This window comes from Micromonospora kangleipakensis (assembly GCF_004217615.1).
GTDB lineage: Bacteria > Actinomycetota > Actinomycetes > Mycobacteriales > Micromonosporaceae > Micromonospora > Micromonospora kangleipakensis.
This window is the reverse complement of record NZ_SHLD01000001.1, coordinates 6,150,549-6,173,644: the sequence shown is the minus strand read 5'-3', so window position 1 is coordinate 6,173,644 and position 23,096 is coordinate 6,150,549. Positions and strand designations below refer to the sequence as shown.

Annotated in this window: 22 protein-coding genes; all 22 read left to right on the top strand. The window is 73.9% G+C overall.

Annotation, left to right across the window (positions count from 1 at the left end):
- Window positions 1–304 precede the first annotated feature (304 nt).
- The 22 genes from mraZ to EV384_RS29290 all read left to right on the top strand — a co-directional run bounded on the left by mraZ (window position 305) and on the right by EV384_RS29290 (window position 23,057).
- On the top strand, window positions 305–736 hold the full coding sequence (gene mraZ, locus EV384_RS29395; RefSeq protein WP_089013373.1) for a division/cell wall cluster transcriptional repressor MraZ: 432 nt from the start codon (window positions 305–307) through the stop codon (window positions 734–736).
- Window positions 737–941: 205 nt separating this feature from the next.
- Window positions 942–2,051, top strand: a complete 1,110-nt coding sequence (gene rsmH / locus EV384_RS29390; protein ID WP_130338410.1) for a 16S rRNA (cytosine(1402)-N(4))-methyltransferase RsmH — start codon at window positions 942–944, stop codon at window positions 2,049–2,051.
- Window positions 2,048–2,650, top strand: a complete 603-nt coding sequence (gene ftsL / locus EV384_RS29385) for a cell division protein FtsL (protein ID WP_130338408.1) — start codon at window positions 2,048–2,050, stop codon at window positions 2,648–2,650. The genes rsmH and ftsL overlap by 4 nt, the downstream gene beginning before the upstream one ends.
- 4 nt (window positions 2,651–2,654) lie before the next feature.
- Window positions 2,655–4,874: a peptidoglycan D,D-transpeptidase FtsI family protein gene (locus tag EV384_RS29380; protein ID WP_130338406.1), complete on the top strand. Its 2,220-nt coding sequence runs from the start codon at window positions 2,655–2,657 to the stop codon at window positions 4,872–4,874.
- Between the two features lie 92 nt (window positions 4,875–4,966).
- The gene (locus EV384_RS29375; protein ID WP_130338404.1) at window positions 4,967–6,490 is read left to right on the top strand and encodes a UDP-N-acetylmuramoyl-L-alanyl-D-glutamate--2,6-diaminopimelate ligase; all 1,524 of its coding nucleotides are present in this window, start codon (window positions 4,967–4,969) and stop codon (window positions 6,488–6,490) included.
- A complete protein-coding gene (locus EV384_RS29370) occupies window positions 6,487–7,884 on the top strand; it encodes a UDP-N-acetylmuramoyl-tripeptide--D-alanyl-D-alanine ligase (protein ID WP_130338402.1) in 1,398 nt (465 codons plus the stop codon). The genes EV384_RS29375 and EV384_RS29370 overlap by 4 nt, the downstream gene beginning before the upstream one ends.
- The gene (mraY, locus tag EV384_RS29365) at window positions 7,881–9,005 is read left to right on the top strand and encodes a phospho-N-acetylmuramoyl-pentapeptide-transferase (protein WP_130338400.1); all 1,125 of its coding nucleotides are present in this window, start codon (window positions 7,881–7,883) and stop codon (window positions 9,003–9,005) included. Before EV384_RS29370 ends, mraY begins: the two co-directional genes overlap by 4 nt.
- A 231-nt stretch (window positions 9,006–9,236) precedes the next feature.
- A complete protein-coding gene (locus EV384_RS29360) occupies window positions 9,237–10,634 on the top strand; it encodes an FtsW/RodA/SpoVE family cell cycle protein (protein ID WP_207232677.1) in 1,398 nt (465 codons plus the stop codon).
- The gene (murG, locus tag EV384_RS29355) at window positions 10,634–11,740 is read left to right on the top strand and encodes an undecaprenyldiphospho-muramoylpentapeptide beta-N-acetylglucosaminyltransferase (protein ID WP_130338396.1); all 1,107 of its coding nucleotides are present in this window, start codon (window positions 10,634–10,636) and stop codon (window positions 11,738–11,740) included. The genes EV384_RS29360 and murG overlap by 1 nt, the downstream gene beginning before the upstream one ends.
- Before the next feature lie 31 nt (window positions 11,741–11,771).
- Window positions 11,772–13,253, top strand: a complete 1,482-nt coding sequence (murC, locus tag EV384_RS29350) for a UDP-N-acetylmuramate--L-alanine ligase (protein ID WP_130338394.1) — start codon at window positions 11,772–11,774, stop codon at window positions 13,251–13,253.
- On the top strand, window positions 13,250–14,068 hold the full coding sequence (locus EV384_RS29345; protein WP_130338392.1) for a cell division protein FtsQ/DivIB: 819 nt from the start codon (window positions 13,250–13,252) through the stop codon (window positions 14,066–14,068). The genes murC and EV384_RS29345 overlap by 4 nt, the downstream gene beginning before the upstream one ends.
- Window positions 14,069–14,330: 262 nt before the next feature.
- On the top strand, window positions 14,331–15,446 hold the full coding sequence (gene ftsZ / locus EV384_RS29340) for a cell division protein FtsZ (RefSeq protein ID WP_089013383.1): 1,116 nt from the start codon (window positions 14,331–14,333) through the stop codon (window positions 15,444–15,446).
- A gap of 9 nt (window positions 15,447–15,455) precedes the next feature.
- Entirely contained in the window at window positions 15,456–16,208 is a 753-nt protein-coding gene (locus EV384_RS29335) for a YggS family pyridoxal phosphate-dependent enzyme (protein ID WP_130338390.1), read from the top strand.
- 192 nt (window positions 16,209–16,400) lie between these two features.
- Window positions 16,401–17,093 (top strand): cell division protein SepF, encoded by a 693-nt coding sequence (locus tag EV384_RS29330; RefSeq protein ID WP_130338388.1) that lies wholly within the window; start codon window positions 16,401–16,403, stop codon window positions 17,091–17,093.
- Between the two features lie 28 nt (window positions 17,094–17,121).
- Window positions 17,122–17,427, top strand: a complete 306-nt coding sequence (locus tag EV384_RS29325; RefSeq protein WP_130338386.1) for a YggT family protein — start codon at window positions 17,122–17,124, stop codon at window positions 17,425–17,427.
- A gap of 43 nt (window positions 17,428–17,470) precedes the next feature.
- Window positions 17,471–18,274 (top strand): DivIVA domain-containing protein, encoded by an 804-nt coding sequence (locus tag EV384_RS29320; protein WP_130338384.1) that lies wholly within the window; start codon window positions 17,471–17,473, stop codon window positions 18,272–18,274.
- 74 nt (window positions 18,275–18,348) lie between these two features.
- Window positions 18,349–18,939 (top strand): hypothetical protein, encoded by a 591-nt coding sequence (locus tag EV384_RS29315; protein WP_130338382.1) that lies wholly within the window; start codon window positions 18,349–18,351, stop codon window positions 18,937–18,939.
- A gap of 12 nt (window positions 18,940–18,951) precedes the next feature.
- Entirely contained in the window at window positions 18,952–19,251 is a 300-nt protein-coding gene (locus EV384_RS29310; protein ID WP_130338380.1) for a DUF167 domain-containing protein, read from the top strand.
- A 22-nt stretch (window positions 19,252–19,273) separates the two neighbouring features.
- Window positions 19,274–20,776, top strand: coding sequence for a potassium/proton antiporter (locus EV384_RS29305; RefSeq protein ID WP_130338378.1), 1,503 nt, complete (start codon window positions 19,274–19,276; stop codon window positions 20,774–20,776).
- A gap of 230 nt (window positions 20,777–21,006) precedes the next feature.
- Window positions 21,007–21,426 carry a TraR/DksA family transcriptional regulator gene (locus tag EV384_RS29300; RefSeq protein ID WP_007463005.1) on the top strand — a complete coding sequence of 140 codons (420 nt, stop codon included), beginning with the start codon at window positions 21,007–21,009 and terminating at the stop codon, window positions 21,424–21,426.
- Window positions 21,427–21,492: 66 nt separating this feature from the next.
- Complete coding sequence (gene lspA / locus EV384_RS29295; RefSeq protein WP_130338376.1) at window positions 21,493–22,116, top strand: signal peptidase II; 624 nt, start codon at window positions 21,493–21,495, stop codon at window positions 22,114–22,116.
- Complete coding sequence (locus EV384_RS29290) at window positions 22,113–23,057, top strand: RluA family pseudouridine synthase (RefSeq protein WP_130338374.1); 945 nt, start codon at window positions 22,113–22,115, stop codon at window positions 23,055–23,057. The genes lspA and EV384_RS29290 overlap by 4 nt, the downstream gene beginning before the upstream one ends.
- Window positions 23,058–23,096: the final 39 nt, after the last annotated feature.

The following is a 23,096-nucleotide window of genomic DNA, read 5'->3' as shown; positions in this document are numbered from 1 at the left end:
CGCCGCGGACGGCGATCCGTTCGGCCGGGGTGGCGCGGCGGACGGCCGGTCGGCGTTCGGCCGGATGGAGTCGATCAATGTCGGGTAGTGGACGCCGCCCGCGGGCGGCTCTGGCCCTCCACTCCGCTCCACCCCTTCTGACGTGCTCTTTTGCGCTCGGAAACGCCGCGCCACGCGGGCGTTTCTGGTTGCGGGTGGAGGGAAGTGGAGTAGAGTGGGGCGCAATGGTGAGGCCGGGAGGGCCGCACCGGCCCGGGGGGTCAGCGGCGCCGCGAACGCCGCTCAGGGCAAGGGGGTTGGGCCGATGTTCCTCGGCACCCACACTCCGCGCCTGGACGACAAAGGCCGGTTGATCCTTCCGGCGAAGTTCCGGGATGAGCTGGCGGGGGGTGTCGTGATCACCAAAGGGCAGGAGCGCTGCCTCTACGTCTTCCCGATGCCCGAGTTCCAGCGGATCGCGGAGCAGTTGCGCGCGCAGCCGATGACGCACAAGGCGGCCCGGGCCTACAGCCGGGTCTTCTTCGCCAGCGCGCACGACGAGGTCCCGGACAAGCAGGGCCGGGTGACCATCCCGGGGCACCTGCGCTCGTACGCCGCCCTCGACCGCGATCTGGTCGTGATCGGCGCGAGCACCCGGGTGGAGATCTGGGACAGGGCGGCCTGGGAGGCCTACCTCGCGGAGAGCGAAGACGACTTCGCCGACATCGAGGAGGGGGTGCTGCCCGGCGGTCTGTAGGGCGTGGCGACGCCCGGCGTACTGCGAGATCTCCAGCCGCTTTCGAGTTCCTGGCACCCCTTCCCCGGTGCCAGGCGCACGATCCGTAACGGGGGCCGCGGCCTCCGGCGGGCGGGAGCGGATGGGGATCTGGCGGTATGGCGAGGCGTCGTGGCGACGACAGGACGCGACAGGACGAAGCGGGTTTCAACCAGTGGGGGTCGACATGGGGGAGCTACGTGGCACGCACGTGCCGGTGCTGCTCGAGCGGTGTCTCGAGTTGCTGGCCCCCGCGCTGGGTCGGAACGGACGCACCGTCCACGTCGACGCGACGCTCGGGCTCGGCGGGCACGCCGAGGCGGTCCTGGAGGCGCACCCGAACACGGTGCTGATCGGCCTGGACCGGGACACCGAGGCCCTCGCCCACGCGCGGGTCCGGCTGGCCCGGTTCGCCGACCGGATCCACCTGGAGCACGCCGTCTACGACGAGCTGCCCGAGGTGCTCGACCGGCTCGGCTACCCGGCGATCGACGGGATCCTGTTCGACCTCGGCGTCTCGTCCCTGCAACTGGACGCGCCCGACCGCGGGTTCGCGTACGCGCAGGACGCGCCGCTGGACATGCGGATGGACCAGACCCGGGGGGTGACCGCCGAGGAGGTGGTCAACACGTACGGCCACCCGGAGCTGGCCCGGGTGCTGCGGGTGTACGGCGAGGAGAAGTTCGCCGGGCGGATCGCCTCGGCGATCATCCGGGAGCGGGAGCGGGCCCGGATCACGTCGTCGGCGCGGCTGGCCGAGCTGGTCAGGGAGAGCATTCCGGCACCAGCCCGACGAACCGGTGGACACCCGGCAAAGAGAACGTTTCAGGCTTTACGGATCGAGGTAAACAAGGAGCTGGCAGCGCTGGAGACGGCGCTGCCGGCCGCTCTCGACAAGCTCACCGTGGGCGGCCGCATGGTGGTCCTGTCCTACCACTCGCTGGAGGACCGGCTCACCAAGCAGGCGCTCGCCGACCGGGTCCGCAGCAAGGGCCCGGTCGACCTCCCGGTCGAACTGCCCGGGTCGGGCCCGACGTTCCGGCTGCTCAGCCGGGGCGCCGAGGTCGCCGGGGAGGCGGAAGTGGCCGCGAACCCGCGGGCCGCCTCGGTGCGGCTGCGGGCCGCGGAGCGGCTCGACCCGGAGGCGACCCAGCAGGGGCGTACCGACCGCGAACGGTACCGCCGCCGGGTCAAGGCGATGCACCAACCGGGGACGGGGTCACCGGGATCCGCGATGGATTCCCGGTCGACCCGCGGGGACGGCAGTGGGACGGACGAAGAGGGGGAGGGGACATGAACGTCAACAGGCGCGACGGCCGGGACACCGGCATCAAGGAGCGCGCACCGCGGTCGGGGGGCCGGACCGCGGCGCAGCGCACCACGCGAGGGGCGACCGCGACGGCGGGGGCCGACCGGCTCGACCGCCGGGAGGAGACCCGCGCCCGGGGGGCGCGCGAGTTCCCCACCCAGGGCAGCGCCGCGCTGCGGCCGGCCGAGCGGACGAAGGCCACCGCGGCGGGGTCGCCGCGGCTGCGGGTCGCCCCGCCGCCGCCGGTCTCCGTGCCGCGGGCCCCGTTCGTCGGGCTGATCCTGGTGCTGGTGGTCGGCGGGGTGCTCGGCATCCTGCTGGTCAACACGAAGATCAACGAGAACGCCTTCAAGCTGGAGAAGCTCCAGCAGCAGCAGGCCAAGCTCGACGTCGACCAGCAGCAGCTGGAGAAGGAGATCGCCGAGCAGAAGGCGCCGGGCAACCTGACCGCCAACGCCCGCAAGCTCGGCCTGGTCGAGTCCGGCGAGCCCGCGTACATCCGGCTGCCGGACGGGAAGACGATCGGCGTTCCGCACCCGGCCGAGGGCGCGCCGGCCATCACCAGCCAGCAGGGCAACGGGGGGTAGTCAGGTGCCCCCGAGATCGGAGGAACCGCGCCGGGACCCCACGGGCTCCCGGCGCGGCTCGTCCCGGGGCGGTCGGGGCGCCGACCCGCGCTCCGGCGAGCCCGGCGTCGGCGGGATCTCCGACGCCCGGGCGTACACGCCCCGGGGGCGCACCATCCGCGAGGGCGGCGGGGTCGCCCGCTCCGCGCCCACCGGGGGCGCGGAGCAGCGGCGTACCCCGCGCAGCAGCCGCTCCGGCGACCCGTTCCGCCCGGCGTTGCAGGTGCTCGACGGCGGTCGCGCCGGCGCCGGCCGCACCGGCCGGCGGGAGACCGCCGCGGGCGGCCGGGCCGGCGTGGTGCGGACCGTCTCGCCGCGCCCGGCGCGGGAGCCGTTCGACGACGACGAGGCGCCGGCGCCGCGCCGCCGGCCGGGCCCGCGCCGGCCGGACCGGCCCGCCGCCCGGCGGCCGTCGCGCAAGCCGCGCCGCCCGCCGAAGCTCGCCGACCCGCGCCGCCGGCTGCGGCTCGGCACGCTGCTCGCCCTGACGCTCTTCGCCGCGATCGGCATCCGGCTGGTCTTCCTGCAGACCGTCGACACCCCGGCGTACGCCGACGGCGGTGTCACCGACCGGCTCGCCGTGGTCGACCTGCCCGCGCCGCGCGGCGCGATCCTGGACCGGACCGGCGCCCGGCTGGCGCACAGCGTCGAGGCGCGGTACGTCTTCGCCGACCCGACCCGGGTCAAGGACCGGTTCGCCACCGCCCGGCTGCTCTCCCCGCTGCTCGGCGTGCCCGCCTCGGACCTGGCCGGGAAGATGAAGCCCCGCAAGCTCCCGACGGGCAATCCGTCGCAGTTCGAGTACCTGGCCCGCGGGGTCGAGATCGGCAAGGCGAAGCAGATCATGGCGCTGGACCTGGCCGGCATCGGCGTGCACCGGGACGAGCGGCGCGAGGTGCCCGGCGGTGACCTGGGCGCCAACCTGATCGGCTTCGTCAGCCAGGACATGGTCGGCCTGGAGGGGCTGGAGGCGAAGTACGACGACCTGCTCCAGGGGCAGGCCGGCAAGAAGACCTACGAGGTCGGGCAGGGCGACCTGGCCGCGCCGATCCCGGGCGGCTACAGCCAGACCACCCAGCCCAAGCCGGGCAGCTCGCTGGAGCTGACCATCGACCGGGACCTCCAGTTCCAGACGCAGCGGATCCTCACCGCCCAGATGGCGCAGACCAGGGGCAGCGTCGGCGCCGCCGTGATCATCGACGTGGCCACCGGCGAGGTGCTGGCGCAGGCCAGCAACCCCACCTACGACGCGGTGGACCCGGAGGGCAGCAGGCCGACGGACCGGGAGGACGCGGCGACCAGCTTCGTGGTCGACCCGGGCTCGATCCACAAGGCGATCACCTACGGCGCCGCCCTCCAGGAGGGCGTGATCACCCCGGACACCACGTTCCCGGTCGCCAACACGATCACCAAGGGCGACACCACCTTCCGGGACACCCACCCGGCCAACGGGCAGAAGATGAGCATCCCCGGCATGCTGGCCTTCTCGTCCAACGTCGGGACCATCGAGATCGCCGACAAGCTGGGTCGGGACCGGCTCATCGACTACCAGAAGCGGTTCGGGCTCGGCCAGCCCACCGGCGAGGGCATGCCGGGGGAGGCGTCCGGGCGGCTGCTCCCCGCCGACCAGTGGAGCCTCTCGTCGGAAGGGTCGGTGCCGATCGGGCACAGCGTGGACGCCACCCCGCTGCAGATGGCCGCCGCGTACGCCGCCATCGCCAACAACGGGACGTACGTCCAGCCGCACCTGATCAAGGAGGTGATCGGACCGGACGGCAAGAAGAGCCCCGGCCCCGTCCCGATCACCCGCTCGGTGCTCAGCCCGCAGAACGCCGCCGCGCTGCGCACCATGCTGGAGGCGGTCACCACGGTCGACGGGCCCGATGGGCGGGCCACCGGCCTGGCCGCCGCCGTCCCCGGCTACCGGGTGGCCGGCAAGACCGGCACCGGGCTGCGGTACTCCGACGGCAGGCTGCAGCCCGGCGAGGTCGGCTCGTTCATCGGCATGGCCCCGGCCGAGCATCCCCGGTACGTGGTGGCGGTCTTCGTCTGGAGCCCCGGCGGCGAGGGCGGCGCGGTCGCCGCGCCGGCCTTTCGGGAGATGATGGGCTACACCCTGCGGCACTACCGGGTGCCCCCGTCGGCGACCAGCAGGTCCCCCAAGTTCGAGGTCTTTCCGCGCTGAACGGGGCGGACGGGACATCATCGGTGAGTGGCGACGAACCACCGGGGCAGCTGTGCGGTCGGAACCCGGGCGACCGGGTAGGGTCTGACGCCGTGCCCGGCAATCCACGTCCCCGTACCGTGAATCCCGTCCGGCTCGGCGACCTCGCCGCGCGGCTCGCCGTCGTGCCGCCCGAGGGCGCCGTCGAGGTGGCCGTGACCGGGGTGACCCACGCCAGCCAGGAGGTCCGCCTCGGGGACCTGTACGCGGCGCTGCCCGGCGCCCGCCGGCACGGCGCGGAGTTCGCCGCGGGGGCGGCCGAGGCCGGCGCGGTGGCCCTGCTGACCGACCCGGCCGGCGCCGAACTGGCCGCCGCGGCGGGCCTGCCGACGCTGGTGGTCGACGACCCCCGGGCGATCCTCGGCGACGTCGCCGCCGCCGTCTACGGCGACCCGACCGCCGGGCTGACCGTGATCGGGGTGACCGGCACCGCCGGCAAGACCTCCACCAGCTACCTGATCGAGTCGGGGCTGCGCGCCGCCGGCCACACCACCGGCCTGATCGGCACCGTGGAGACCCGGCTGGGCGACCTGGTGATCGACAGCGTCCGGACCACCCCGGAGGCCACCGACCTGCACGCCATGCTCGCCGTCGCCCGGGAGCGCGGGGTGAGCGCGGTGGTCATGGAGGTCTCCAGCCACGCCCTGGCCATGGGGCGGGTCGGCGGGGTCCGCTTCACCGTGGGCGGCTACACCAACTTCGGCTCCGACCACCTGGACTTCCACGCCGACGCGGCGGACTACTTCGCCGCCAAGGCGAAGCTCTTCGACGGGCGCTGCCGGGTCGAGGTGCTCAACCACGACGACCCGGCGCTGCGGCCGTTGTCCAAGCCGGCCACGGTCAGCTACTCGGCGGCCGGCGACCCGACCGCCACCTGGTGGGCCGACGGGATCGACGGCGAGGGGTACGCCCAGCGCTTCACCGTGCACGGCCCGGACGGGCTGGCCCTGCCCGCCGTGGTGGCGCTGCCGGGCCGGCACAACGTGGCGAACGCGCTGCTGGCCGTCGCCACCCTGGTCGCCGCCGGGGTGGACGCGGGCACCGCGGTCGCCGGGGTCTCCGCCTGCGGCGGGGTGCCGGGGCGGCTGGAGTTGGTCAGCGGCGACGCGCCGGTGCGCGGGGTGGTGGACTACGCGCACAAGGCGAACGCGATCGAGGCCGTCCTGGTCGCGCTGCGTGAGCTGAGCAGCGGGCGGTTGATCTGCGTGATCGGCGCGGGTGGCGACCGGGACCGGGGCAAGCGGCCGGTGATGGGCGCCGCCGCGGCGGAGGGAGCCGACGTGGTGCTGGTGACCGACGACAACCCGCGCACCGAGGACCCGGCCGCGATCCGGGCCGAGGTGCTCGCCGGGGCGTACGCGGCGAACGCGCCGGCCCGGATCATCGAGGCGCCCGGCCGGCGGGCCGCCATCGCCGAGGCGGTGCGGCTGGCCGAACCGGGCGACGTGGTGGCGCTGCTCGGCAAGGGGCAGGAGCGCGGCCAGGAGATCGCCGGCGAGGTGCTCCCGTTCGACGACCGGGTCGAGCTGGCCGAGGCGTTGCGCACCCGCTTCGGGGACCTGGCGGGTCGACGGTGATCCCGCTGACCCTGGCCGAGGTCGCCTCGGCCGTCGACGGGCGGCTGCTCGCCGCCGACCCGGCGGCCCGGGTGACCGGGTCGGTCGAGTTCGACTCCCGCAAGGTCGCCCCCGGCGGGCTCTTCGTGGCGTTCCCCGGGGAGAAGGTGGACGGGCACGACTACGCCGCCGGCGCGGTCTCGGCCGGCGCGGTGGCGGTGCTCGGTACCCGGGAGGTCCCCGGCGTGCCGATGGTGCTGGTCGACGACGCGCTCGCGGCGATGGGGCGGCTGGCCCGCACGGTGGTCGACCGGCTGCCCGGGCTCACCGTGATCGGGCTGACCGGCTCCTCCGGCAAGACCACCACCAAGGACCTGATCGCCCAGCTGACCGTGCGGCTCGGCCCGACCGTGGCGCCGCCCGGCTCGTTCAACAACGAGCTGGGCCACCCGTACACGGCGCTGCAGGCCGGGCCGGAGACCCGCTACCTGGTGATGGAGAAGGGCGCCCGCGGGGTGGGGCACGTCCGATACCTCTGCGACGTGGTGCCGCCGCGGATCTCCGTTGTGCTCAACGTCGGGGTGGCGCACATCGGCGAGTTCGGCTCGGTGGAGACCATCGCCCTGGCCAAGGGGGAGCTGGTCGAGGCGCTGCCCGCCGACGGGCTGGCCGTGCTCAACGCCGACGACCCGCTGGTCGACGCGATGACCACCCGGACCCGGGCCCGGGTGGTCCGGTACGGCGAGGCGGCGCACGCCGACGTGCGGGCGGTGGAGGTGACGCTGGACGGGCGGGGGCGGCCGTCGTACACCCTGGTGACCCCGGAGGGCAGCGCGCCGGTGCGGCTCGGGCTGACCGGGCGGCACCAGGTCTCCAACTCCCTCGCCGCCGCCGCGGTGGCCCGCGAGCTGGGGATGCCCCTGGCCGAGGTGGCCGTCGCCCTGGGCGAGCTGGGGCTGGTCTCGACCCGGCGGATGGACGTCTTCGAGCGTTCCGACGGGGTCACCGTGATCGACGACTCGTACAACGCCAACCCGGGCTCGATGGCGGTCGCGCTGCGGGCGCTGGCCGGCCTGCGCGGGCAGGGGCGTACCGTCGCGGTGCTCGGCTACATGGCCGAGCTGGGGACGTTCGAGCGGGAGGGGCATCAGCAGGTCGGCCGGCTCGCGGCCGAGCTGGGCGTCGACCGGTTGCTCGTGGTGGGCGAGCCGGCGGCGCCGATCCAGGAAGGCGCGACAGCGGTAAGTGACTGGGGAGGAGAGTCGGTGCTGCTCACCGATCAGGCGGCGGCCGTCGAGGTGCTGCGGGGCGAGCTACGTCCGGGGGACGTGGTCCTGGTGAAGGGCTCGCGGTACCGCACCTGGGAGGTGGCCGACGCGCTGCGCGAGGCCACCGGGGAGGGGGTCACCTCATGAGGGCGGTCATCGTCGCCATCGGGGTCGCCTTCCTGATCTCGCTGCTCTGCACCCCGATCGCGATCAAGGTGTTCACCCGGCTGAAGGCCGGCCAGCCGATCCGGGCCGAGGGCCCGGCCATGCACCAGGGCAAGAAGGGCACGCCGACGATGGGCGGCGTGGTCTTCATCCTGGCCACGGTGATCGCGTACGTCGCCGGTCATCTCGCGCTGACCACCCTGCCGGACGCGCAGATCGCCCAGGTGGAGCCGACCATGACCGCGCTGGTCCTGCTCGGCCTGATGGTCTTCTCCGGCGCGGTCGGCTTCATCGACGACTTCCTGAAGGTCCGCAAGCGGCACAGCGGCGGCCTGAACAAGCGCGGCAAGCTGGCCGGCCAGATCCTGGTCGGGGCGATCTTCGGCGTCGTGGCGCTCTACTTCCCGAGCAGGATGTACGACGCCACCGGCACCCGGACGAACGCCGAGACGGTCGGCAGCACCACGCTCAGCTTCATCCGGGACATCCCGGCGCTGGAGATCGGCAAGGTCGCCTCGATCATCGTGATCATCCTGGTGGTGATGGCGGCGACCAACGGCGTCAACCTCACCGACGGCCTGGACGGCCTGGCCACCGGCGCCTCGGTGATGGTGCTCGCCGCGTACGCGCTGATCGCCTTCTGGCAGTACCGGCACTGGTGCGCGGACCCGAACTACACCGAGGCGTACTGCTACACGGTCCGGGACCCGCTGGAGATCGCGCTGATCGCCGGGGCGGCGGCCGGTGCCTGTGTCGGCTTCCTGTGGTGGAACACCTCGCCGGCCCGGATCTTCATGGGCGACACCGGGGCGCTCGGCCTGGGTGGCCTGATCGCCGGCATGGCGATGTCCACCCGGACCATCCTGCTGCTGCCGATCATCGGCGGGCTCTTCGTGATCATCACGATGTCCGTGGTGATCCAGATCATCTCCTTCCGGACCACCGGCAAGCGGGTGTTCCGGATGTCGCCGTTGCAGCACCACTTCGAGCTCGCCGGCTGGAGCGAGGTCAACATCGTGGTCCGGTTCTGGATCATCGCCGGGATCGGCGTGGCCATCGCGCTGGGCCTGTTCTACAGCGAGTTCCTCGCCGCGGTCACCTGAGCCGGCACACCGACGGTGCGAAGGAGGGGCCCTGGTGGCCCCTCCTTCGCGTTTCGACACGCCGACCGGCCGGTTGGGCCACGAGCGGGCCGGCGCAGCCGCGATGATGGGCGGGTGGGGGAGGAACGAGACACCGAGGGCACGACCGAGACGCAGACCCGCCGACCGCCCGCGGCGGCGCGGCCGGCGGAGCCGCCGGGCGCGCTGTTCGGGCTGGACGCGGCCGGTGGGCTGGCCGCGCTGCGCGGCCTGCTGGCCCGCCCGTTGGCCTCCTACTACCTGCTGCTCTCCAGCGCCGGGCTGCTGCTGCTGATCGGCCTGACCATGGTCTTCTCGGCGACCAGCGTGAAGGACTACGCCGAGGACGGCGACGCCACGGCCTCCCTGGTCAAGCAGACGATCTTCGCGGTGATCGGCATCGTGGCGTTCTGGGCCTGCCAGCGGCTGCCCGCCCGCACCTTCCGGGCGCTGGGCCGGCCCGCGCTCGGCGTGGCCGTGGCGTTGCTGCTCATCCTCAATGTGCTGGTCGCGCTGGAGTCGCTGTTCCGGGTCAAATCGGTCGGCCCGCTGCACGCCGAGCTGCTCTGGCTCTACCTCGGGCCGATCCAGGTCCAGCCCGCCGAGCTGGCCAAGTTCGCGCTGGCGCTGTGGGGCGCGCACGTGCTGGTCCGCAAGGGGGCCGTGCTGGGCTGGTGGAAGGAGCTGGCCGCCCCGCTCTTCCCGGTGGTCGGCCTGCTCTTCGTGCTGGTCGGCTACAACGACCTCGGCAGCATGCTCTGCCTGCTGGCCCTGGTCGTCGGGCTGCTCTGGGCGGCCGGCGTTCGGCTGCAGGTCTTCGCTGCGCTCTCCGCGGTCGGCCTGGCCGGCGTCGGCCTGCTGGTCGCCGCCGCGTCCCTGGGCGCCGGCTCCGGCTCCCGGGACGCCGACAACTACCGGCTGGCCCGGCTCACCTCGTTCCTCGACCCGGCCAACTGCTCCCGGGACGACTGCTACCAGATCATGCAGGCGCGCAACGCGATCGAGCACGGCGGCTGGTTCGGGGTCGGGCTCGGCAAGAGCAGCTTCAAGTGGGACTGGCTGCCCGAGGCGCACAACGACTTCATCTTCGCGATCATCGCGGAGGAGCTGGGCGTGGTCGGCTGCACCGTGGTGCTGGTGCTCTTCGCCGTGCTGGCGTACACCGGGCTGCGGATCGCCCGGCGGGTGGAGGACCCGTTCCGCCGGCTCGCCGCCGCCGGCGTCACCGCCTGGCTGGTCGGCCAGGCGGTGATCAACATCGGTGGGGTCACCGGCCTGCTGCCGCTGACCGGCGTGCCGCTGCCGTTCATCTCCGACGGCGGCAGCGCCCTGGTGGTCACCCTGGCGGCGATCGGGATGCTCGCCTCGTTCGCCCGCGCGGAGCCCGACGCGGCCCGAGCCCTGCATGCCCGTCCGCCGGCCCGGTGGGTCCGACTAGTCTGGGCCCCGTTGCCGCCGCTTCCCGGCCGGCGACGCCGCCCGGCGTCGCCACCGGGCGACCGTGGGTCCGTACCCCGGTCCCGGGCGCGGCGGGAGGACGACCAGGCCGCGACCCGCGGCGCCCGGCCGAGCCGGACGCGCGCCGGCACGGCGAGCGAGAGGAGGCGCTGATGGGTCCGCTGCGTTCGGTGGTGCTCTGCGGAGGAGGCACGGGTGGGCACATCTACCCGTTGCTCGCCTTCGCCGACTGCCTGCGCCGACACGACCCGGGCGTCCGGATCACCTGCCTCGGCACCCCGAAGGGACTGGAGAACGAGCTGATCCCGCCGGCCGGCTACGACCTGCGGCAGATCCCGGCCTACCAGCTGCCCCGCTCGGTGAACATGAGCCTGGTCCGCACCCCCGACCGGATGTGGAAGGCGGCCCGCGCGGCGGGCAAGGTGATCGACGAGGTGCAGGCCGACGCCGTGGTCGGTTTTGGCGGGTACGTCTCCGTCCCCGGCTACCTCGCCGCCTGGCGGCGCGAGCTGCCGATCGTCATCCACGAGGTGAACGTGCCGCCGGGCGTGGCCAACCGGCTCGGGATGAAGTTCACCAAGAACGTCGCCGTGGGCTTCCCGCACCAGCCGGCGCAGGCCGAGTCGCTGCGCGACGCCCGGGTGGTCGGCGTGCCCCTGCGTCCGGGGATCGCCGGGCTGGACCGGGCGGCCATGCGGAACGCCGCGCGGGCCCACTTCGGGCTCCGCCCGGACCTGCCGGTGCTCTTCGTCGCCGGCGGCTCGCAGGGCGCCCGCTCGATCAACCTGGCGGTCTCCGGGGCGGCCAAGGAGCTGGCCCGCCACGGCGTGCAGGTGCTGCACGTCATCGGCGCCCGCAACGAGCCCGTCTCGGTCCCCACCGACCTGCCGGTGCCGTACGTGACGCTGCCCTACCTGTCCGAGATGGAGCTGGGCTACGCCGCCGCCGACCTGATGCTGGCCCGGGGCGGGGCGATGACCTGCGCCGAGGTGGCCGCGATCGGGCTGCCCGCCATCTACGTGCCGTACCCGCACAGCAACCAGGAGCAGAAGCGCAACGCGCTGCCCGTGGTGGAGGCCGGGGGCGGGCTGCTCGTCGACGACGCCGAGCTGACCCCGGACTGGCTGGAGCGGACGGTCATCCCGCTCATCCGGGACCCGCAGCGGCTCGCCGCGATGGGCGCCGCCGCGGCCGCGTACGGCCGACGGGACGGCGACGTCGCGCTGCTGAACTTCGTCTACGAGGCGGTGGCCCGCTGATGCGGACCGTCGCGACGGGAAGGTACTTCTCATGAACACCGCGCAGTTCACCCCCGCCGGCACGCTGACCGCGGAGGACCTGGGCCGGATCCACCTGATCGGGGTCGGCGGGGTCGGCATGAGCGGCCTGGCCCGGCTCTTCCTCACCCGGGGGCTGCCGGTCTCCGGCAGCGAGCTGCGGGAGTGGCCGTCCCTGGCCGGCCTGCGGGCGCTCGGCGGCACGATCCACATGAGCCACGAGGTGTCCAACCTCGACGGCGTGGACACCGTGGTCTACTCCTCCGCCATCCCCCAGGACCACCTGGAGATGGTCGAGGCGCGCCGACGCGGGCTGCGGGTGCTGCACCGCTCCGAGGCCCTGGCCGCGGCGATGACCGGCCGCCGGACGGTGGCGGTCGCCGGCACCCACGGCAAGACCACCACCACCTCGATGGTGACCATGGTGCTCCAGCAGGCCGGCGCCGACCCGTCCTTCGTGATCGGCGGGGAGATCTCCGAGGTGGGCTCCGGCGCGCACCACGGCACCGGCGAGTACTTCGTGGTCGAGGCGGACGAGAGCGACCGCTCCTTCCTGATCTACCGGCCGTACGTCTCGATCATCACCAACATCGAGGCGGACCACCTCAACACGTACGGCGACCTGGCGAACCTGGAGGCGACGTTCGCCGAGTTCGCCCGGCTCACCGACCCGGACGGGTTCATCATCACCTGCGCCGACGACGCGGGCGGCCGGCGGCTGGCCGAGACGCTGCGCGCCGACGGCCGCCGGGTGTGGACGTATGGCGAGTCGCCCGACGCCGACCTGCGGCTGAGCGAGATGATCTCCTCCGCGCAGGGGGTGCGCTACCTGGCCGAGATCGACGGCCGCTCGCTGGGCGAGATCCGGCTGCCGATCCCGGGCCGGCACATGGGGCTCAACAGCGCCTCCGCGGTGCTCGCCGCGTACCTGCTGGGGCTGCCGGTCGAGGCGGCGGAGGCCGCGCTGGGCGCGTTCCCCGGCGTCCGGCGGCGCTTCGAGCGCAAGGGCGTCGCGGACGGCGTGCTGGTCTACGACGAGTACGCGTACCACCCGACCTCGATGACGCTGGCCCTGCAGACGCTGCGCGAGGTGGCGGGCGAGGGCCGGTTGATCGTGGTCTTCCAGCCGTACCGGCTGTACCGCACCCGGGACCTGCAGGCCGAGATCGCCGCGGCGCTCGGCATCGCCGACGAGCTGGTGCTGCTGGAGGTCTTCGGCCCCGGTGAGCTGCGGCAGCCCGGCGAGGGCTCGGCCGCGCTGATCGAGGCCGTGCCGCTGCCGGCCGACCGCAAGGTCTTCGTCGACTCGTGGGACGAGGTGCCGGCCGAGGTGGCCCGTAGGGCCCGACCGGGCGACGTCGTGGTGACCATGGGCGCGCCGCCCATCTCGTTGATGGGCGACCAGCTGGTCGACGCGCTGCTGGCCCGTACCGGCGGCCCGACGGCCGTGGGCGCCGCCGTCGACACGGACGGCGCGGCCGCCACGGCCGGATGAGTCCCGGCCCGGCCCGGGGCCGGACACCCGGCCCGGACGGCGGCGCCGGCCGGCGCGGACCGGTGCGGCGCTGGCAGCTGGTCCGGGCCGGCACCGACGCGGTCCCGCCGTCCACCCGCCGGTTCATGGCCCGGGCGCGGCAGCGCCGGATGCGGGCCGCCCTGCCCTGGGCGGTCGCGGTCGGGGTGCTCGCGCTGGCCGGGCTGGTCGCCTGGACCGTGCTGGGCACCGGCCTGTTCGGCGTCCGCGAGGTCCGGGTGGTCGGCGCGAAGCTGGTCACCCCCGTCGAGGTGCGGGACGCGGCGGCGGTCCCGGACAACCAGCCCCTCGCCCGGGTGGACCTGACGGCGACCGCCCGGCGGGTCGGCGCGCTGGCGCCGGTGGAGCGCGCGTCGGTGTCCCGGGACTGGCCTGGCACGCTGGTGATCCGGGTGGTGGAGCGGACGGCCGTGGCGGCGGTGCCGCAGGGGGAGCAGTTCGCCCTGATCGACCGCGCCGGCGTGGTCTTCCGGACCGTGCCCCGGGCCCCGGACGCGCTGCCGCTGGTCCAGGTCGGCAGGCCGGGGCCGGACGACCCGGGCACCCGGGCGGGGCTGGCGGTGCTCGCCGTGCTCAGCCCGCAGCTCCGCGCCGAGCTGGTCTCGGTGGACGTGGCCGGGCTGGCCCGGATCACGCTGCGGCTGCGGCACGACCGGGCGGTGGTCTGGGGGGACGCCACCCGGGGGGCGGACAAGTCGCGGGTGGCGACCGCGCTGCTCGGTCGGCAGGCCGACACCATCGACGTGAGCGCGCCGGACGTGGTCACCTTCCAGTGATCCGCCGGTCAGCGGGGGTGTCCGGTGGCGGGCGGGACGTGACTCGTCCCGCTATGGGCGGCGACACGCCGGGCGGGTCCTTGGCTCTCGGCGTGGAGGCGCTTACGTTGCCCCGAAGAGGATCAGTGGTTGACATAACTGTAAGCCTCTAGTACAGGGTGAGGGTTTCGACCCGCGCCCTCGCTGGGAACTGCGTCGACCGCTGGTCTGGCCAAGCCGTGTGGGGTCGGCCCATGCCAATCTCGAAGGGAAAGGACCGGAGATGACACCTCCGCACAACTACCTGGCGGTCATCAAGGTCGTCGGCATCGGGGGTGGCGGCGTCAACGCCGTCAACCGGATGATCGAGGTTGGGCTCAAGGGCGTCGAGTTCATCGCGATCAACACCGACGCGCAGGCGCTGCTGATGAGCGACGCCGACGTCAAGCTCGACGTGGGCCGGGAGCTGACCCGGGGGCTCGGCGCCGGGGCGAACCCGGACGTCGGCAAGAACGCCGCCGAGGACCACCGCGACGAGATCGAGGAGGTGCTCAAGGGCGCCGACATGGTCTTCGTGACCTGCGGCGAGGGCGGCGGCACCGGCACCGGCGGCGCGCCGGTGGTGGCGAACATCGCCCGCAAGCTCGGCGCGCTGACCATCGGCGTGGTGACGCGGCCGTTCTCGTTCGAGGGCAAGCGCCGCCAGGTGCAGGCCGAGTCCGGCATCGACGAGCTGCGCAACCAGTGCGACACGCTGATCGTCATCCCGAACGACCGGCTGCTCGCGCTCGGCGACCGTAACATCTCCATGATGGATGCCTTCCGGACCGCCGACCAGGTGCTCCTCTCCGGTGTCCAGGGCATCACCGACCTGATCACCACCCCGGGTCTGATCAACCTGGACTTCGCCGACGTCAAGAGCGTGATGAGCGGCGCCGGCAGCGCGCTGATGGGCATCGGCAGCGCCCGCGGCGAGAACCGCGCGGTCGAGGCGGCCGAGGCGGCCATCTCCAGCCCGCTGCTGGAGCAGAGCATGGACGGCGCCCGCGGCGTGCTGCTCTCCATCGCCGGCGGGTCCGACCTGGGCCTGTTCGAGATCAACGACGCCGCGCAGCTGGTCACCGACGCGGCTCACCCGGAAGCCAACATCATCTTCGGCGCGGTCATCGACGACGCGCTCGGCGACGAGGTCCGGGTCACCGTGATCGCGGCCGGCTTCGACGGGGGCACGCCCGCGTACAAGGCGGCCGAGCCGACCCGCAAGCCGAACCAGAACCAGCCGGCGCAGCCCGGCACGCCGGTCGCGCCGCCGGCCACCATGCCGGCGCCGCAGCAGTCGCCGCGCCGGGTGCTCTTCGACGACGTGGACGTGCCGGACTTCCTCAAGAACGGTTCCTGAGCCGCGCCGATGACGGAGACACCAGCCACGGTACGACCGGACCGGCGTGCCGAGCTCGCGGCCGGGCTCGCCCGGGTGCGGGCCCGGATCGCCGACGCCTGCGCCGCCGCCGGCCGGGACCGCGCCGAGGTCACCATGATCGCGGTGACCAAGACCTACCCGGCCGGCGACGTGGTGGCCCTGGCGGGGCTCGGCGTCGCCGACATGGGGGAGAACCGCGACCAGGAGGCGGCCGCCAAGGCCGCCGAGGTGGCGGCGGCCGGGGTGACGCCGCGCTGGCACTTCATCGGCCAGCTGCAGCGCAACAAGTGCCGCTCGGTGGTCCGGTACGCCGACGTCGTGCAGTCGGTCGACAGCGTTCGGCTGGCCGGGGCGCTGGACGCCGCGGCGGCGGCCAGCCCGGACCGGGACCGGCCGCTGGACGTGCTGGTCCAGGTCAGCATCGACGGGGACCCGGCCCGGGGCGGGGCGCTGCCGGACTCGACCGACCCGGACCGCGGCCTCGGCCCGGTGGCGGAGGCGGTGGCCGGCGCGGGGGCGCTGCGGCTGGGCGGCCTGATGGCGGTGGCGCCGCTGGGCTGGGAGCCGGAGCGGGCGTTCGCCCGGTTGGCCGAGGTGGCGGAGTGGTTCCGTCGGCGGCATCCGGCGGCGACCATGCTGTCGGCCGGAATGAGCGGGGATCTGGAAATCGCGATCGGATACGGCGCGACACATGTCCGCGTCGGCAGCGCGTTGCTCGGAATGCGCCGCACGCTGCGGTAGCCTGACCGCGAAAGAAGCAAATTACATCAGTGTTGTTAGGAACGGCATCCCCGTTGTCGGGGGCCATGGCGGGCGGACCGCGAATCGCGCGCCAGGGGATTGCCGATCCGGTCCGGTGGGCATCGTTGTCCACTAGTGATCAAGCGACACGGCACGGGGGCGCGTGCCGCACGGCGGACGGAAGGGCGCGGGATGGGTGCACTGCGCAAGGCGGGGGTCTGGCTCGGTCTGGTCGAAGAGGACGACGAGCGGGCTTACGAGGACGGTGGCTACGACAAGGGTGGCTACCGTGACTCGCGCTACCGGTCGAGTCGTTACTCGGAGGAGTTCGCCGACGAGGAGGACGACGAGTCCGAGGAGCCGCCGGCGACGCGGTCCCGGGTCGGCGACCGGAGTCGGCTGACCGAGCGCGCCGCACGCGCGGCGGAGGCCGACCGCGCCGACGGTGAGCGGCCGGAGCGGGTCGAGCGGTCGAGCGTCCGGTCGATCACCCGGTCGGGGGCCGGGGAGACGTCGGGCGCGCTGACGTACCACACCCGGGACAACCTCGCCCTGGCGCCGCAGGTCCAGCCCCGCGAGCGGGCCGTGGTGGCGGAGGAGGAGCAGCGCTACCAGATCACCACGCTGCACCCCACCACCTACCGCGAGGCGCGGACCATCGGCGAGCACTTCCGTGACGGCGTGCCCGTGATCATCAACCTCACCGAGATGGACGAGGCGGACGCCCGCCGACTGGTCGACTTCGCCGCCGGGTTGGCGTTCGGACTGCGCGGTACGATCGAGCGCGTGACCAACCGGGTGTTCCTGCTCTCACCGGCCAATGTCCAGGTCACCGCGGAGGACAAGGCCAAGATTGCTGAGGGCGGCTTTTTCAGCCTGAGCTAGCCCGCCCGACCGAGGGACGTCGCCTGCCGTGTTGTCGATCCTGTTCCAGGTGCTGTACCTGCTCACCTATTTCTTCCTGCTTGTGCTTCTGGCCCGATTTGTCCTTGGGGCCGTCCTCGCGTACGGTCGCCGCTGGCAACCGGGCCGTGGAGCATCGGCGGGACTGGAATTGGTGTGGAGCGTCACTGATCCGCCTCTCCGGACGTTGAGGCGTGTGATCCCTCCGCTGCGAATTGGTACCGTGAGCATCGACCTGGCCTCCCTTGTGCTCCTGGTTATCCTGTTCGTGCTGATGGAGTTCGTGTTAGACCGGCTGATCAGGAACTTCTCCTGACCAGCGCGCGCTTTCGCGGCCGCAACTGACCCGAGGAGTTTCGATGCCGCTGACCCCGGCCGACGTCCACAACGTCGCCTTCAAAAAGCCGCCGATCGGCAAGCGGGGGTATGACGAGGAGGAGGTCGACGCCTTCCTGGACGAGGTCGAGCGCGAGCTCGCCCGTCTGATCGAGGAGAACAACGAGCTGCGCGCCCAGGTGGAGCGCGGCGGTCGCGGCCCCGCCCCCGCCGGTCCCGGCGGCGACGCCCGTCTCGCGGCCGAGCTCAACGACGTCAAGGCCCAGCTGGACCGGGTGCAGCGCGACAAGGCGGCCGCCGAGCAGGCGGCCCGGGCGATGCAGGCCGAGCTGGAGCAGGTCCGCGTCCAGGGCGGCCCGGCCGCCGGCGCTGACGGCGAGCAGCAGGCGCTGCGGGTGCTGATGATGGCCCAGCGCACCGCCGACGACCACGTGTCGGACGCCCGCCGCGAGGCCGACCAGCTGCTCTCCGAGGCCCGTTCCAAGGCCGAGGAGGTCACCCGCGAGGCCCGCGCCAAGGCCGACGCGCTGGAGCGCGACGCCCGCCAGCGGCACCAGGAGGCCATGGGCGGCCTGGACGCCAAGCGCACCGCGCTGCAGAAGCACATCGAGGAGCTCAAGCAGTTCGAGCGGGAGTACCGTACCCGCCTCAAGGCGTACCTGGAGAGCCAGCTGCGGGACCTCGACGGCCGGGCCCAGGGCCTGGAGGCCGAGGTCAACCGCACCGAGGGCAATCGCTCCGGCGGTGGCAGCAACGGCCTCGCCGCCGCCAGCCTCGCCAGCTCGTACGGTGGCGGTCGCTCGGGCTCGCTGGAGTCCGGCCGCTGATGCCGCCGTCGGCGGCCGTCCCCGCGATGGACGCCGACCGCTCGCAGACCGACCCGATGCGGCGGGGGTGAGCCGTGATAGTCGCCAGCATCCTGCTCATCCTCGTCGCCGCCGTGCTCCTGGTGGCCGGGTTGGCCGGCGGGTCGAGCCCGCTGCTGATCACCTCCATCGCGGCCAGCCTGCTGGCCGCCGTCACCCTCGTCGTGGGTGCCCGCCAGGCAGCCGCCACCCGGGCGGCGACCGGCCGGACGCGTCCGGCCGGGCCGGCAGGGCCGCGCATGGCGTACGGCGCGGGCGTCGGGGAGCCGGAGATTCCGCTGCAGCACGTCCCTCCGACGGTTGGCACCGGGTGGCGGCAACCGCCCGGTGCGCCGTCGGGCTCCGACCTGCGGCCACGGCCGGCGCCGGGGCCCGGCACCGACGAGCCGTTCGACGAACCGGACGCCCAGCAGGTCCGGCCCGACGACGAGGCGCTCGTCGCCCAACTGGCCACCCCGGTCCACGTGGTGCAGGGCCGACCGCGGTACCACCTCGCCAGTTGCCCGCACCTGCTCGACCGGGTGCCGTCCCGGATCCCGGTGGCCGAGGCGGTCGAGCTGGGCTTCACCCCATGCGCCCGGTGCGCCCCGGCCACCGCGCTGCTCGCCGACTCGCGACCGAGCTGAGTGCCGGTTCCCATGGACGACACGCTCACCGTCGCGGTACGGGTCAAGCCCGGCGCCTCCCGGGCCCGGGTCGGCGGCCGCTTCGACGGCCCGCACGGGCCGGCCCTGGTGATCGCCGTGAACGCCCCGGCGGTCGACGGCCGGGCCACCGAGGCGGCCCGCCGCGCCCTCGCGGACGCGCTCGGCGTCCGGGCGGCGGCGGTCTCGCTGCGCACCGGCGCGGCCAGCCGCGACAAGCTCTTCCTGGTCGAGCGCCCGCCGTCGGAGCTGCCCGGGGTGCTGCGCCGGCTGCGCGACGGATCGGCCGAGTGAGGGCCGCCCGGGCCGGCCGCGGATGACCCCCGGGCTGGATCTCGCGCTGCTGCTCGGCGCGGCCGTCCTGCTGGTGGCGGTGGGCGCGGTGCGCTTCTCCACCCGGCTCGGGGTGCCCAGTCTCCTGGTCTACCTCGCGCTCGGGGTGGCGATCGGCGAGGCGGGCCTGGGGATCCGCTTCGACGACGTCGAACTAACCCGGGTGCTCGGGTTCTGCGCGCTCATCGTGATCATCGCCGAGGGCGGGCTGAGCGCCCGGTGGAGCACCCTGCGGCCGGTGCTCGGGCTGGCCGCCGCGCTCTCCACGGTCGGCGTGGTGGTCAGCATCGTGGTCGTCGGGCTGGTGGTGCACCTGCTGCTCGGCCTGGACTGGCGGCTGGCGCTGCTCTACGGCGCGGTGCTCTCCTCCACCGACGCGGCGGCCGTCTTCGCCACCCTGCGCCGGCTGCGCCTGCCGCCCCGGCTGGTCGCCACCCTGGAGGCCGAGTCGGGCATGAACGACGCCCCGGTGGTGATCCTGGTGGTGCTGCTGTCCCGGGCGGCCCCCGCCGCCCACCCCTGGTGGTACGAGGTCCTCCTGGTCGGGTACGAGCTGGGCGCCGGCGTGGCGGTCGGGGTGGCGGCCGGGATCGCCGGTCGGTGGGTGCTGCGCCGGGCCGCGCTGCCCTCGGCGGGCCTCTACCCGATCGCGGTGGTCGGCTTCACCGTGCTCGCGTACGCCGCCGGAGCGGTGCTGCACGCCTCCGGTTTCCTCGCCGTGTACGTCGCCGGGGTGCTGCTCGGCAACGCCCGGCTGCCGCACCGCCAGGCCATCCTGGGCTTCGCCGACGGGCTGGCCTGGCTGGCCCAGATCGGCCTCTTCGTGCTGCTCGGCCTGCTGGTGTCGCCGGGCCGGCTGGACGCCGCGGTGCTGCCGGCGGTGGTGGCCGGCCTGGCCCTGGTGCTGGCCGCCCGGCCGCTGTCGGTGGCGGTCTCCGCGCTGCCGTTCCGGTTCAACCTGCGCGAGCAGGCGTTCCTGTCCTGGGCCGGGCTGCGCGGCGCGGTGCCGATCGTGCTGGCCACCATCCCGCTCTCCGAGCGGGTCCCGGGGGCGGAGCAGCTCTTCGACGCGGTCTTCGTGCTGGTGGTGATCTTCACGCTGGTGCAGGCCGGGACCCTCGCCCCGGCGGCGCGCCGGCTCCGGGTGACCGCCCCGGCCGAGGCGGCCGAGATCCGGGTCGAGACGGCCCCGCTGGAGCGGATGCGGGCGGACCTGCTCCAGCTGGAGGTGCCGCCGGGCTCCCGGCTCGGCGGGGTGCACGTGGACGAGCTGCGGCTCCCGGTGGGCGCCTCGGTGACCCTGGTGCTGCGCGACGGGTCGGGTTTCGTGCCCGGGCCGGACACCCGGTTGAAGGTCGGCGACAGTCTGCTCATCGTCGCCACCGCCGAGGTCCGGGACGAGGTGGAGCGGCGGTTGCGGGCGGTCAGCCGCCGGGGCCGGCTGGCCCGGTGGTTTGGCGAGTACGGCGAGGACCGGGACGAATAATCTGCTAGCGTTCCCTTTGCCCTAATTGGTGGCTGTTCGGGGCTGAATCGCGGAGCAACGGTGCGGCACGTTGTCGGACGCCTGTACGTTCCGTATCCTTGCCACCCTCCGGAGTGCGCGGCCCTGGTCGCCGTGCGCCCGTTTCGTACATGGGGGACGCCCAGGCCGGTCGCCCCTGCCCAGGCACCGCACCGCCGACCGCCGCGCATCCGCGGCCGAGGGAGCTGACGATGGCGAAGCCAGCCGATACCAGGACCGCCGGCCGCAAGCCGGTGGCGAAGGCCACCCGCAGCGCGGCGGAGACCGAGAAGATCCGGGCGGCCCTGGCGGCCCGGCGGGACGAGCTGCGAGCCGAGTACGATCAGACGCTGAGCGAGATCACCGAGCTGCAGCGCGACCGGCTGACCGACTCGGCCGGGGACGACCAGGCCGACACGGGCACCAAGACGTTCGAGCGCGAGCAGGAGATCTCACTCGCCAACAGCATTCTGGAACGGATCACGCAGGTCGAGCGGGCCCTCGAGCGGCTCGACGAGGGTGGTTACGGCTGGTGCGAGCGGTGCGGCAACCCCATCCCGGTGGAGCGGCTCGCCGCCTTCCCGTCGGCCACCCTCTGCGTGACCTGCAAGCAGCTGGAGGAGCGGCGCTAGGCCCGCTCCCCGGCGGCGGAGTGGAGACGGTGAGCGATCACCGCCGAGAGCGTCGATGGGGAGCAGATGACCGCAGCACCGCCCGCCGGAGCCGGCACCGCTGAGTCGGGCGGCGGCACGCCCCGACGTCGGGCGGTCGGGGTCCTCCTCGGCGTCGCCCTGGTCGCGCTCCTGGCCGACCTGGTCACCAAGCAGCTCGCGCTCAGCGCGCTCACCGGCCAAGGGCCGGTGTCGCTGCTCGGTGGTGCCGTCTACCTGACGCTGACCCGCAACAGCGGGGCGGCGTGGAGCATCGGCTCCGACCACACCTGGGTCTTCCCGCTGATCACCATCGGGGTGATCGGCTGGATCGCCTGGATGGCCGTACGGCTGCGGTCGGTGCCGTGGGCGGTCTCCCTCGGCCTGGTGCTGGGCGGGGCGCTCGGCAACCTCACCGACCGGATCTTCCGCGCGCCCGGCCACTTCATCGGGCACGTGGTCGACATGATCAGCCTCTTCGACCCGTACGGGCAGGTCTGGCCGGTGTTCAACCTGGCCGACAGCTCGCTGGTCTGCGGCGTGCTCCTCGCCGTGCTGCTGGAGCTGACCGGCCGGCAGCGCGACGGCCGCCGGGCCGGCGACGAGCCGGCCGCCGCGGCGGAGTCCGGCGACGGGGCGGCCGCCGCCACCGAGCAGCGGGGGCGGGCATGACCTCGGCCTTCGCCGCCGGTGGCGACCACCGCTCCCTGCCCGTGCCGGACGGCCTCGACGGCATGCGGCTGGACCAGGCCGTGTCCCGGCTCTTCGGGCTCTCCCGGACGGCCGCCGCGGCGCTGGTCGACGCCGGGGACGCGCTGGTCGACGGCACCGTCCGGGCCAACTCGCACAAGGTCAAGGCCGGCTCCTGGCTGGAGGTGACCCTGCCCGCCCCGGTCGCCCCGCCGACCGTGGTCCCGCAGGCCGTGCCCGGCCTGACCGTGGTCTACGCCGACGACGACATCGTGGTGGTGGACAAGCCGGTCGGCGTCGCCGCCCATCCCAGCCCCGGCTGGACCGGCCCGACGGTGATCGGCGCCCTCGCCGCCATCGGCCACCGGATCTCCACCAGCGGCGCCGCCGAGCGGCAGGGCGTGGTGCACCGGCTCGACGTGGGCACCACCGGGATCATGGCGGTGGCCAAGAGCGAGCAGGCGTACACCGCGTTGAAGCGGGCCTTCAAGTACCGCGAGGTGGAGAAGCGCTACCACGCCGTGGTGCAGGGCCACCCGGACCCGCTGCGCGGCACCATCGACGCCCCGATCGACCGGCACCCGCACCACGACTACCGCTGGGCGGTGGTCACCGGGGGCAAGCCGAGCATCACCCACTACGACACCCTGGAGGCGTTCCCGGCGGCGAGCCTGCTCGACGTCCGCCTGGAGACGGGGCGCACCCACCAGATCCGGGTGCACTTCTCGACCCTGCGCCACCCGTGCGTCGGCGACATCACGTACGGCGCCGACCCGACCCTCTCCGCCCGGCTCGGGCTGAGCCGGCAGTGGCTGCACGCCCGCTCGCTGAGCTTCGCGCACCCGCGTACCGGCGACGAGGTGACCTTCGTCAGCGAATACCCGGAGGACCTGGCGCGCGCGCTGGAGATCCTGCGCGACTGACCCCGCCGCGCCGACCCACCGACCGCCCGACGAGGGGAT

What these genes read in the sequence shown, in the direction of transcription:
- mraZ (WP_089013373.1), top strand. Translation starts at nt 305, where the DNA reads ATGTTCCTCGGCACCCACACTCCGCGCCTGGACGACAAAGGCCGGTTG.
- rsmH (WP_130338410.1), top strand. Translation starts at nt 942, where the DNA reads ATGGGGGAGCTACGTGGCACGCACGTGCCGGTGCTGCTCGAGCGGTGT.
- ftsL (WP_130338408.1), top strand. Translation starts at nt 2,048, where the DNA reads ATGAACGTCAACAGGCGCGACGGCCGGGACACCGGCATCAAGGAGCGC.
- mraY (WP_130338400.1), top strand. Translation starts at nt 7,881, where the DNA reads ATGAGGGCGGTCATCGTCGCCATCGGGGTCGCCTTCCTGATCTCGCTG.
- murG (WP_130338396.1), top strand. Translation starts at nt 10,634, where the DNA reads ATGGGTCCGCTGCGTTCGGTGGTGCTCTGCGGAGGAGGCACGGGTGGG.
- murC (WP_130338394.1), top strand. Translation starts at nt 11,772, where the DNA reads ATGAACACCGCGCAGTTCACCCCCGCCGGCACGCTGACCGCGGAGGAC.
- EV384_RS29345 (WP_130338392.1), top strand. Translation starts at nt 13,250, where the DNA reads ATGAGTCCCGGCCCGGCCCGGGGCCGGACACCCGGCCCGGACGGCGGC.
- ftsZ (WP_089013383.1), top strand. Translation starts at nt 14,331, where the DNA reads ATGACACCTCCGCACAACTACCTGGCGGTCATCAAGGTCGTCGGCATC.
- EV384_RS29335 (WP_130338390.1), top strand. Translation starts at nt 15,456, where the DNA reads ATGACGGAGACACCAGCCACGGTACGACCGGACCGGCGTGCCGAGCTC.
- EV384_RS29330 (WP_130338388.1), top strand. Translation starts at nt 16,401, where the DNA reads ATGGGTGCACTGCGCAAGGCGGGGGTCTGGCTCGGTCTGGTCGAAGAG.
- EV384_RS29320 (WP_130338384.1), top strand. Translation starts at nt 17,471, where the DNA reads ATGCCGCTGACCCCGGCCGACGTCCACAACGTCGCCTTCAAAAAGCCG.
- EV384_RS29310 (WP_130338380.1), top strand. Translation starts at nt 18,952, where the DNA reads ATGGACGACACGCTCACCGTCGCGGTACGGGTCAAGCCCGGCGCCTCC.
- EV384_RS29305 (WP_130338378.1), top strand. Translation starts at nt 19,274, where the DNA reads ATGACCCCCGGGCTGGATCTCGCGCTGCTGCTCGGCGCGGCCGTCCTG.
- EV384_RS29300 (WP_007463005.1), top strand. Translation starts at nt 21,007, where the DNA reads ATGGCGAAGCCAGCCGATACCAGGACCGCCGGCCGCAAGCCGGTGGCG.
- lspA (WP_130338376.1), top strand. Translation starts at nt 21,493, where the DNA reads ATGACCGCAGCACCGCCCGCCGGAGCCGGCACCGCTGAGTCGGGCGGC.
- EV384_RS29290 (WP_130338374.1), top strand. Translation starts at nt 22,113, where the DNA reads ATGACCTCGGCCTTCGCCGCCGGTGGCGACCACCGCTCCCTGCCCGTG.